This window comes from Bacillus sp. BSL6 (genome assembly GCF_052928345.1).
The window spans coordinates 322,119-333,978 of sequence record NZ_JAVGCW010000005.1; the positions used below are offsets into that span (position 1 = coordinate 322,119).

Below are 11,860 nucleotides of genomic sequence, written 5' to 3' on the forward strand. Positions count from 1 at the left end.
AAATAATCCTCTTTGTCTATTGATATTTGTATTGTATGATAAAGAGCATCGACAAACAATATAAATGGAGGTATTCCATATGAAAGCACTTTGTTTCGAAACATTCGGAAATGCTGATGTACTTCAATATAAAGAAATCCCCGATCCAATCATTAATCCAAATGAAATTCTTGTCCGTACGAAAGCAATTGGCTTAAATTTCGCTGATATTTATAGACGCCGAGGCGATTATCATCTCGCTGGTAACCCGCCTTATATATTAGGTTATGAAGGGGCTGGTATTGTTGAAGAAATAGGAACTAACGTTACTACCATCAAGCCTGGAGACCGTATTGCATTTGCTGATGTTCCATTTGCAAATGCAGAATTAGTTGCCGTTCCAGCAGAAAAAGCAATCCCGCTTCCAGATTCAATTTCTTTTGAAACAGCCGCTTCTGTCTTATTGCAAGGCTTAACAGCACATTATTTAACGAAAGATAGCTATCAACTAAAACAAGGTGACACAGCTTTAATCCATGCTGCGGCTGGTGGCGTTGGTCAACTTCTTATTCAAATGATTAAACTGCTAGGCGGAAAAGTAATCGGCCTAACTTCATCAAACGAAAAAGGAAAAGTAGCCACATTAGCTGGTGCCGATCACGTATTTTTATATACGGAATCATGGGCTACGAAAGTACTTGAAATAACAAATGGTACCGGGGTAAATGTTGTATATGAATCAGTAGGCTCTACACTTGAGGAAAGTTTTAACGCTACTAAAGTTGGTGGTACTGTCGTGTTTTACGGAATGGCCGGCGGTAATCCTGCTCCCGTTGATCCGCGCATGCTTATGGATACTTCAAAAACTTTAACTGGCGGAGACCTTTGGAATGTGCTTACTACCTTTGAAGAACGTAAGCAGCGCTCCACTCAATTATTTGATTGGAGCGCTAGTGGAAAATTAAACATTGCAAGCCCTACTACATTCTCTTTACAAGACGGTGCTCGCGCCCATGAATTATTAGAGAGCAGAAAAAGTACAGGGAAGATTTTATTGATTCCATAATTCATAAAATGAAAAGGAATCTAGGTTAAGTTTTATGAAAACCTATAGTGAAAAAAGTTGATAAATGGAAGGACATAACTAATGTGTTATGTCCTTTCTTCTTCAAATCACTCGGATAATTTTCGATCTTTTTTCTCAATTAAAAGCATATGTTTTTTATTTATATATTGCTAGAAAATTATCATTTTATTTATGAATAAGGCTACATACCCATTTAAGCTAAAAACTAGCTTTCGACCCTATAACAACAGTAGCATCTAATTCCTCATTTCGAGCCACTTTCGTGGTAAGCCCAGCACCAGCAAAGATTTCAAAGGTCTGATCTGCCTGCATTTCGCTCGTCTCTATTAAAAGATGACCTCCAGGTGCTAGCCAGAGAAATGCTTCTTTCGCTACTCTTCGCTGAATGTCAAGTCCATCCTCTCCCCCATCAAGCGCCACCTTTGGTTCATGTAGGCGAGCTTCCTGTGGGAGCAGTTTTATTGCATCAGTAGGAACATAAGGTGCGTTTGCAAGTATGGTCTTCACGTTGCCTTTAAGTGAATGAGGCAACGATTTATACAAATCACCTTCAAAAACATGGCCACCGAAACTCGTTACATTGTGGCTTGCACATCGTACTGCAATAGGGTCAATATCAACACAATATAATTCAACTCTTCCTAAAGCTGCCGCTAGAGCTGCACCGACAGCACCTGAACCACAACAGAGATCAACGACAATATCACCAAAACATGACAGCGCTTCGGCTTGGTGAACAAGAAATTCGGTTCGTTGACGAGGCACAAAAACACCCCGCTCCACTTCTATCCGCATCCCACAAAATTTTGCGTATCCAACAACATATTCAAGTGGTAAACCATCGGCTCGCATTTCCACCATTCTCTTGAGGTCTTCTGGAGTTCGGGCTGCTGAAATAAGTAACCGGGTCTCTTCTTCTGCGAAAACACAACCCGCGCTCTGAAGCCTGTTAATTATACATTTTTCTGTTTTATTGTCCAAAAAGGAATTACATTCTTTTCCTATTTACCTCACCACTTTTCTTATTTATAACCCTGTATTCGCTAAAAATTGGAGATATCCTTTTTCAACAAAATGACCCTATTGTTGAAAAAAGAAACACTCTATATAATTTCATTAAAATATTCCAATACACTATATAAATGACATACTAAAAAATAAAAAGGAGGTTAGATTTCTCTAACCTCCTTTTCTTATCTCTATTTAAGATCTAATTATATTTCCACACTTTCTTTTCCTTTTGCAACATAACTCATATCTCCAACTGACTCGACTGTATATGTTCCGTCTTGATATACAATCTTCGTCACACTAGCATTTTCCACTCCAAGTTTTGTTTTACTACTGTCTAGCATTTCTATTAAGGTTGTAATCAACAGCCCATGAACAACAACTAAAACGTTACCGCCGCCATTTTTAGCTGCTTCTTCACTAATATTATCTATCTCTGCTTTTATACGAGTAGAAAATAATTCCCAATCTTCCGCCTGTTTCGTAGGATCTGCTGCTCTAATAAGATCAATAACTTCTTGAATAGAAAACTTCATAAGTTCTTCTGGTGATGCAACGCCTGCAGCTTTTCCAACCGCATCCCACATATTATCAAGTTTTTCACCTTCAAAAATACCAAAATTTAATTCTCGTAATTTTTTTCTTTGCTCAAGTTTCAATTTTGATTGCTCACTATATTTTAATACTAAATTAGCAGTTTCAATCGCGCGGCCGCTATCACTACTATACGCACTTGTAAAATGAATATCTTTTAATCCCGTTCCTAAATTAGAGGCAACTTCCACACCTTTTTCTACTAACGGAGAGTCTGCCCAACCTTGCGCGCGATGGTTCGTATTTAATATTGTTTTACCATGTCTTGTAACATATAACGTAACTACGTTGCTATCTGTTTCTCGATTCTTCATTCTTTTTTCTCTCCCTTTACATTTCTATCTCAATTTTAACACCTCAATTATTCATTGAGCAAAATATATGTAAGTAGCTTCGCTTAATAAAAAACGCTACCTTTCTGTATATCCATACAAAAAGGTAGCGTCTTTTATGATTATATTTCTTAACCGATACTCCTACTCAGCAAATGCACTCGAATATTGCACAACTCCTTCTATACTTTGCAGAGCGTTCTCACTTAACTCAACCGCCATAAACGCTTCATCTGGCACTTCAAATGGTGCTTTTATATTCCACTCACTTGCTTTCTTAAAACCAAATTTCGGATAGTACTCTGGATGTCCTAATACTATAACTGATCCGTATCCAAGTTCTTTCGCTTTTTCTAACGCAGCTACTATAAGCTTTCCACCAATTCCTTTTTTCTGATATCCCGTAGCAACTGATACTGGTGCAAGCGCTAATGAATCTACAGAAGCTCCATCTTGTTCTATCGTAATTTTAGATAATATAATATGACCGACTATTTCTTCATCTACTGCAACGATTGATAACTCTGGAATAAATGCGTCACACTCTCTAATACGTTTTACAAGTTCATGTTCCTTTTTATCACTAAATTCTTCATTTAAAAATGCTTGTTGTACAACTTCTTCCGTTTTTCTATAATCGGTTTGTCGTTCTTGTCTAATCGTTACCACTCTGGATTACCCTCTATTCTTTCTCATTTCTTTTTGAATTTTACGAAGTGCTTTTTTCGATCCCCGCTCAATATCATGCTGCATTTTTCTTTCTTTATAATCGACAAATAGTGTATTTAAATCGTATCCCTCTGGGTATAATTCCTTCGCTGCTACCTCTAACGTAATACGTTTTATATTTACTTCAACAAATTCACCGTTATAATATACAACGACGTTATAGAAATTATCTATTTCCTTATAGATAATACCAAAATCATCATAATCCAATAAGTTTACACGATCGCCAATTTTGTACTCATAATAATTTTCTCTTTTTTCTTGCACAAATTTTGGTTTTCTAATTTTACTTTCATTCAGTTTTTCTAGAGCGTATTCTTTATTTTCCATGTACTCTTTCGCTCTTTTCAGTACACGTTCTCTTACGTTCATTTTATTGGCAATCCAAAGTGCATTACTTTCACCTGATTTACCGATCACTAATTTATAAAGCGGTTCTAGCGTCTCACTATTAAATTGCATTGCTGCGTTCATGAAATCATCGTGCATTTCTGAGAAGCGTTTAATTTCACCGTAATGCGTACTCGCAACTGTAATACATCCTGCAAGATAAAACTCCTCTAAAATAGAAATTGCAAGTGCTGCTCCTTCATTCGGTTCAGTCCCGCTTCCTATTTCATCAAATAGTAGCAACGTATTATTATTTGACATCCTCATAATCTCAGATAAATTTTTCATATGTGATGAAAATGTACTTAGTGCATTTTCAATACTTTGATTATCGCCAATATCTACAAATACATTTTCGAAAATAGCAATTTCTGTTTCTTTATCTCCGGCAATATGCAAACCTGACATTGTCGCTAATGTTAACAATCCAATCGTCTTTAACACAATTGTCTTCCCGCCCGCATTCGGCCCTGTAATAATTAAACTACGATAGTTTTGACCAATTTCAAAGTTTAATGGTACTACTTTTCCACTCAAAAGCGGATGCTTACAATTTACTAAATGAACGTAGCCATGATCATTTAACTTCGGCTCTATTCCATCAATCGATTTACTAAACTTCGCTTTCGCAAACACCATATCATACTGACTAATTAATTCCATATTAATTTTTATATGATAAATATTTTCTACTACCATTCCTGATAAAGTCGCTAAAATTTGATATTCTTCCATCGCTTCTTCTGCTTTCAAACTTGCGAGTTCCGTATTTAGCTTTGTAACTATATGCGGTTCTACAAATACAGTAGAACCTTTAGCAGAAGCTTCAACAATACTTCCGGCAACTTGATTTTTATAGGAAGATTTAATCGGAATCGTATAACGATCATCTTTTTTACTAATAAAGAACTCCTGAATATACTTCTTATTTGCACTGCTATTTAAAAACTTCGTTAAACGTTCTTTTATTTTCCCATCTACCGAATCAATGTTATTTCGAATTCGTTTTAACTCTTTACTAGCGGCAGAATCAATACTATTACCTTTTATTGAAAAATTAATTTCCTCTTCAATACTTTTAAATTCAGTCATTGAATTTGCATAAGAAGCTAATACTGGCGCAAAAAATTCTTTATCTAACATAAACTTTTTAATCTTTCTACATCCACGTAAAAAGTCTGAAACACTGACTAATTCTTCTGGATCTAAAATCATCCCTTTTTCTAATTTTTGAATTGTACTAGCAATATTTGAAATACCGAAAAAAGGCACATGCCCTTCCGCATCTAATATAGCTCGCGCTTCGGTTGTTTCATTTAATCGGTTCCTTACTACTTTTATACTTGCACTCGGCTCTAATTTATTTATTAATTCTTTTCCTAATCCACTTACACAATAAGATTTCACTATATCCTTTAATTCGTTATATTGTAACTTTTCAAAAGTCATCGTATTCATTTTGTTTCTCCTCACTATGATTAATTTTTATCATAAATGAAGATACCTACCCATTAGATTCCAATGAGCCCTACATTATCCAATTACCATTTTTATACATTAAAAACATATACAAAAAAGCTGCGGGGATACCGCAGCTTTTACATTTACAAGGCATGAGTAATAACATATGAGGAAATAAGCCATAAAAACGGATGGCAATCCCCTTATTACACGCTTTATAAAGTATTGTAGGTATCTTCATAGGTATCGAAATAAATCCATGACAAAATTAGGGGTATGGTATACATAAAAATCCCCTGTTCTTATCCGATTTATTTCATTCAATTTTTCCTATTTAGTACCTACCGCACTCACAAAAAGCACCTCTCATTAATTTATATTATAGTCATTGAAATCTAATTTACTGAAATCATCATACTATATGTATAGCAAGAAGTAAAGGTGTCATACTTTAGTCGTACGCACATATGCAGATGTTTTCTTCTTAATGATTCAATATAATTTATTTAGAACAAATTTTGGAGGGATTTCTATGACCGACTTTCAAAAACAATTTTTCGCACGATTACATATAGAAGAAAAAGACAAAGTTTCATTTGAAGATTTACCTAACATTATGTACGCAATGGCACAAACTGTCCCATTTGAAAACTTAAATGTTCTCGAAAAGAATTTTAAGGAAATATCAAAAGAAAATCTAAAAGAAAAAATTTTAGTAAACAACCGTGGCGGTCTTTGTTATGAACTCAATCCTACTATGTATCACTTCCTTAAAGACGCTGGATTTGATGTTCATCTCGTTTCGGGAACAGTGTATAACGCTGCAAACTCCATATGGGCTGTTGATTCTGGCCATATCGCAACCGTTTTAACACATCATAATGAACTTTACTTAATTGAAGTAGGATTCGGATCATACTTACCGCTTGCACCTGTTCCTTTCTCAGGTGAAGTCATTCACTCCGTTACAGGAGATTATCGTATTCGTAAAGAAATGACCGAAAAAGGAAACTACCTGTTAGAGATGCGTAAAAACAATGAGTTTTTGGATCAATCTTCTACTGATGATTGGACGTTAGGCTATGCATTTTATATAGAAGAAGTGGATGAAGAAAAAGCAAATGCAGCACAAAAAATTATTGTTGAACACGATGGCTCACCATTTAACAAAGTACCTCTTATTGTAAAACTAACTGAAGATGGGCATGCATCTTTAACGAAGGATAGTCTGACAATAGCGAAAAACGGTAAAAAAACGAAAGAAAAAGTTACAGATATGCAATATAAAAATCTTTTACATTCAAAATTCGGAATTACATTATAATTTTTTTAGCCTTGCCTTTTAGCAAGGCTTTTTAATTTTCAGCAGGGATTTTTTGCAATTTGTTGTATTTCATAGTTATATAGGAATATAACTACATATTTAGAAAGGAAATGATTATGACAGAACTTAAAGATCGACTACAAGTAGCTGATAAAGAAAAATGGGATTTAACGGATATTTACGATACCATTGAAGATTGGGAAAGCGATTTTCATAAAATTGAAGTATTAACGAAAGAATTACACGAGTTTAATGGAAATATTCACGATGGCAATAGTTTATTAGCCTATTTAACAAAGAGTGAAGAAATTTCTAGCATAATAACTTTAATGTTCGCTTATGCACGATTACAATCTGATCTTGATACACGCGATACTGACGCTCAATCTCTTGTCGATAAAGTAACACAATTACAAGTGAAAGTAAGTGCAGCTAAATCTTTCTTTTTTCCATTCTTACTTAGCGTAGATGAAAACACATTACACACTTACATAGAAGAAGCTGAAGGCTTACAATATTATAAAGAAGATTTATTTGAATTATACCGTTATAAAAAACACGTATTGAATAAGGACCAAGAAGAGATTTTATCACAAATGGGCGAAGCACTCTCCTCTCCGCAACATACATATGGCATGCTAAATAATGCAGATATACTATTTGGTGAAGTGACTACTAATGATGGAGAAAAAGTTACTTTAACACGAGGAATGTATGCAAAGTTAATAGAAGATGAGAACCGCGAAAAACGTAAAGAAGCCTATAAAGCTTATTACAAACCATACGTTCAATTAAAGAATTCTATCGCTTCTACTTTATCTGCAGCTATTAAAAATAATGTTACTGTTTCTAAGCTAAGAAAATATCCATCAGCGTTAGAGAAATCATTATTTGGCGACATGGTTCCGAAAGAAGTATATGAAAATTTAATTGAAACGACGAAAAAAAACATTCAATCTTTACATACATATAATGAACTTCGAAAAGAGAAATTAAATGTCGATGAACTAAGACAATATGACTTAAGTGTCGATTTAGTAAAAGGTGTAAAACAAGATATTCCATATGATAACGCGTTTGACATCATGATTGAATCACTAGCTCCTTTAGGTGAAGAATATATTGAAACATTAAAAAGCTTTAAAGATAAACGTTATATTGACGTAAGAGAAACGCCAGGAAAACGTTCCGGTGCTTATAACTTTGGTGTATACGGAGTTCATCCTTTCATTCTTTTAAATCATCATGATGATTTAAATAGCCTTTTCACTCTTACTCACGAATGTGGGCACGGTATGCATACGCACTACTCACACGGATACCAACCAAGAATTTCTGCACACTATACTATCTTTGTCGCAGAAGTCGCTTCTACAGTAAATGAAGTGCTATTAATTCATCATTTATTAAAAGAAGCAAAAGATGCTAACGTACGTAACCATTTAGTAAACCATTTCATTGAGAAATTTAAAGGCACTTTCTTTACACAAATCATGTTCGCTGAATTTGAAAAAATCACGCATGAAATGGCACAGCAAGGTAAACCATTAAATGCCCAAGTCTTTAGCGAGGTTTATGAAAACTTATTTAGAGAGTATAATGGCGACTCCCTCGTATTTGACGAAGAAGTAAAATACGGATGGGCTAGAATACCGCATTTCTACCGTCCATTTTACGTATACAAATACGCAACTGGATTCGCTTCTGCAATCCAAATTGCTGATAAATTATTAAGCGGCGATCCAAATGCACAGAAAAACTATCTCGAATTCCTTAAAGGTGGAAGTTCAGATTATCCATTAAATCTACTCAAAAAAGCTGGCGTTGATTTAACTACGCCAGAACCGATTGAAAGTGCATTACATCGTTTTAGTGAACTTGTTGAAGAGTTTTCAACTTTATAAAAAAGAAGAGCCTCTCGCTAGAGGCTCTTTCTCTTTCATGCTCCCTTTCCTTCTATTAAATCATTCGCCATTTTCCTAAACTCTTGATTAAATGCATCATTCATACCATTTTGGACGTTAGAGAACAATATGACAAACGTTCTTTTATCCCAGTTAAAATTATTAAAAGTATTCCAGCCTGCTAATACCCCGTGGTTATGATAATAATCTGGATACGTATAGAAACTAAATCCATATTTTCTTGCAGGTGATGCAGTAAACATATCTAATACACTTTGTTTAGATAACAGCTTTCCATCCATTATTGCCTCATCTAATCTTTTCATATCTTCAACAGTTGTATACATTTCACCACACCCATACAACCAGTTCATTTTTAAGCGGGGAGCAGCTATTAATTCATTATCTTTTCTCGTATAACCTTCTGCTAAAAAAATATCTTCTGGGAGAGTCGCCCCCATTCCAGATTCATACATGCCAGCAGAAGTAAAAATATTTTCTTTCACGTATTCAGCGAGCGGTTTATTCGTAATTTTTTCTACAATATATGCAAGCACCATATAATTATAGTCTGTATATTTCCAGCCTGTCCCTGCAGGAAATTGCAATTTTTGCCCTCCAATCCACGTTACTAACTTTAAACGTGACCCTGCATCCACCCTACCTTGTCCTTGATCTGGCAAGCCAGATGTGTGTGTTAATAGATTTCGTAACGTAATGTTTTTATCTGCTGGAAACGATGGAATATACTTATTTACATTGTCCTCAATATTTAATTTCCCTTTTTCTTTTAGCTGCATAATAGATATTGCAACGACCGTTTTCGTAATAGAACCAATACGATATTTCGTTCTTGGCGTTGTTACTACTTTATCTTTCACATTCGCATATCCATAACCTTTTCGTAAAATCACATGATCTTTACTAGCTACAAGAACGCTCCCATTAAATCCTTTATCTTTTAAATATTCATCTAATTTACTAGCTACAACTTCATAGCGTTTTTTCTCAGTTGCATCAACTTCTTGCATATCGTCCTTTTGCTTACTATTTACATTAGAAAATGCCTTTATATCATATTTCTTACCTTTATTTGCATGTATTAGTGCAACGACACTCCCACAAAAAATAGCAAAAACAAAGAAAACGATTAACCATTTCTTTAGCATAATAGGAACCCTCTTTTATATAGTTTCACTTAACGTACATCCATTCTGTTCTATATCTTTTAATTTTCAAATATTTTATAATACTACCTATTATTCACCTAAATGAACTAGATTCCTTTTTCTCATATTCAGTTTTTGGCTACTCTCTATTGTATTTCTTTCTTGCAAAATTTCCACCCTACAATCGGATGCACCCTACTATAATTTCAACATATTATGTAACATTTGTTACACAAGATAAGAAACGGAGTTGTTACGATGAAAAACAGAGATAGAAACAATCGTTTAAATGATATGACGTTTCATTATCCTACAATAAAATATAGTTATAATTTAATATTAAGTAAAATAGATTATAACTTTAAAAGGAAATGATACTAAAAATTTTCAAACAAAATAAATCATGTAAATAACGATAAAGAAAAACAAATCATTATAGCTAAAATTACAGGCAATGAACTTCATTGAAAATGAATCTCATTTATACTTTGATTATACAACAAATAAAAAAAGAAATGTCGCTCACTCGGCATTTCTTTATATTTTCTTCATAAAAAATTTACATTGCTAACTTTCTTTTATTTTTTTGTTTTTTCTATATAAACTGACTGCCGAGATACTTAACAATACTACTATACATAACCACGCATACGTATACCCTTTCTCATCCACAATATAACCAAATAAAACAGGGGCAATAATAATTGCAATTTGATTTAATGTAAGTGCTACACTCACTGTTATTCCTACAGATTCTTCACTTGCCAATTCAGCAACTTCGGCTATAAAAAGACTAAACCATCCAATTGAAAAAAATCCTAACAATGCACTTACACTATACAAGATTCCACTCGTTATTGTATGTATATTCATTACTAACAATAAAATCAAGCCGATAGAAGCGCAGACAGCTATAAATAAAGGTATACGCCGATTCCCCTTATACAACACATCACTAATAGTTGCTAATGCAATACGACCAATCATTCCAGAAAAGAACATAACTGAAAATACTGTTCCGGCTACAATAGATGTAATCGATTGTTCCCCTGCTAAAAATTTCATGAAGTGTCCAACTAACACCATTTGTAATGAAATCATGCAAATACCCGTTATATAAATTGGATACAACTCTTTTTTGCATATCACTACTTTTAGCTCCATCCAAAAGGAAATTTTAATATGTCCTTTCCTCGCTTCCTCCTGAACATATGGCTCTTTATAAAACATAAAAAATAATAGCCCTCCAATTATACAAATGCATGCGATACTATTGATCGCGTAAGTCATATTATATTGTACGGTAAGAAACGGGATTAACACTCCCGCTAACGCGCCACCAATCGGTATACCAGCTTGCCTTATTCCCATCGCTAACCCACGATTTTCTTTTCGGAACCATTTTAAAATCACTTTACTTCCTCCTGGCTGGGAAACACTATAAAACATTCCTATTAATAAAAGTACAAATAATAACCCATTAAATCCACTTACTATATTAGTCAGTAAAAGCGAACTCCCTAGCAAAAATGAACTGATAGAAATTAATATTTTTTCATTATATTGATCAAGTAGCCGACCGACAAAAAGCATACAAAATAACGGTCCAACATTTACAACACTTACTAATAATCCACTCTCCGTATTCGTAAGTGCATATTCTTCTTTCCAAAATAAAGCGAAAACCCCGACACCATACGTTATAAGTGTCGCTGTTGTTTGAGCAATCGTCGCAACAATTAACATAACCCATTTATAAGTACTATTCACCCTTTCTTCAATCAACATAATAATCCCTCCCCCTTCCATTGTATGAAAGTTCTGATATCATATAAAATAAAGATTCATCATATAATCCATCAAAAAAATTGATACCTTTT

Annotated in this window: 9 protein-coding genes and 1 pseudogene; 4 read left to right on the top strand and 6 right to left on the bottom strand. The window is 34.1% G+C overall.

Annotation, left to right across the window (positions count from 1 at the left end):
* Positions 1-79 precede the first annotated feature (79 nt).
* On the top strand, positions 80-1,045 hold the full coding sequence (locus RCJ96_RS18465; protein WP_316150849.1) for a quinone oxidoreductase family protein: 966 nt from the start codon (positions 80-82) through the stop codon (positions 1,043-1,045).
* Positions 1,046-1,264: 219 nt separating this feature from the next.
* On the opposite strand, the gene RCJ96_RS18470 is transcribed toward RCJ96_RS18465, so the two are convergent.
* The 4 genes from RCJ96_RS18470 to RCJ96_RS18485 all read right to left on the bottom strand — a co-directional run bounded on the left by RCJ96_RS18470 (position 1,265) and on the right by RCJ96_RS18485 (position 5,580).
* Positions 1,265-2,047, bottom strand: coding sequence for a putative protein N(5)-glutamine methyltransferase (locus RCJ96_RS18470; RefSeq protein WP_316150851.1), 783 nt, complete (start codon positions 2,045-2,047; stop codon positions 1,265-1,267).
* 233 nt (positions 2,048-2,280) lie between these two features.
* Positions 2,281-2,985, bottom strand: coding sequence for a histidine phosphatase family protein (locus tag RCJ96_RS18475; RefSeq protein ID WP_242304260.1), 705 nt, complete (start codon positions 2,983-2,985; stop codon positions 2,281-2,283).
* A 162-nt stretch (positions 2,986-3,147) separates the two neighbouring features.
* Complete coding sequence (locus tag RCJ96_RS18480) at positions 3,148-3,672, bottom strand: GNAT family N-acetyltransferase (protein ID WP_316150852.1); 525 nt, start codon at positions 3,670-3,672, stop codon at positions 3,148-3,150.
* 6 nt (positions 3,673-3,678) lie between these two features.
* Complete coding sequence (locus RCJ96_RS18485) at positions 3,679-5,580, bottom strand: endonuclease MutS2 (protein WP_316150854.1); 1,902 nt, start codon at positions 5,578-5,580, stop codon at positions 3,679-3,681.
* A 535-nt stretch (positions 5,581-6,115) separates the two neighbouring features.
* Between RCJ96_RS18485 and RCJ96_RS18490 the strand changes: the two genes are divergently transcribed.
* Both RCJ96_RS18490 and pepF read left to right on the top strand, forming a co-directional pair.
* Positions 6,116-6,907, top strand: a complete 792-nt coding sequence (locus RCJ96_RS18490) for an arylamine N-acetyltransferase family protein (protein ID WP_000129176.1) — start codon at positions 6,116-6,118, stop codon at positions 6,905-6,907.
* Positions 6,908-7,023: 116 nt separating this feature from the next.
* Positions 7,024-8,811, top strand: a complete 1,788-nt coding sequence (pepF, locus tag RCJ96_RS18495; RefSeq protein WP_316150856.1) for an oligoendopeptidase F — start codon at positions 7,024-7,026, stop codon at positions 8,809-8,811.
* A 35-nt stretch (positions 8,812-8,846) separates the two neighbouring features.
* Here pepF and RCJ96_RS18500 read toward each other — a convergent pair whose 3' ends face one another.
* Positions 8,847-9,980 (bottom strand): serine hydrolase domain-containing protein, encoded by a 1,134-nt coding sequence (locus RCJ96_RS18500; RefSeq protein WP_242304269.1) that lies wholly within the window; start codon positions 9,978-9,980, stop codon positions 8,847-8,849.
* A 355-nt stretch (positions 9,981-10,335) separates the two neighbouring features.
* Between RCJ96_RS18500 and RCJ96_RS18505 the strand changes: the two are divergent.
* Positions 10,336-10,448: pseudogene (locus RCJ96_RS18505) on the top strand (ABC transporter ATP-binding protein).
* A gap of 99 nt (positions 10,449-10,547) precedes the next feature.
* Here RCJ96_RS18505 and RCJ96_RS18510 read toward each other — a convergent pair.
* A complete protein-coding gene (locus RCJ96_RS18510) occupies positions 10,548-11,768 on the bottom strand; it encodes an MFS transporter (RefSeq protein WP_139302736.1) in 1,221 nt (406 codons plus the stop codon).
* Positions 11,769-11,860: the final 92 nt, after the last annotated feature.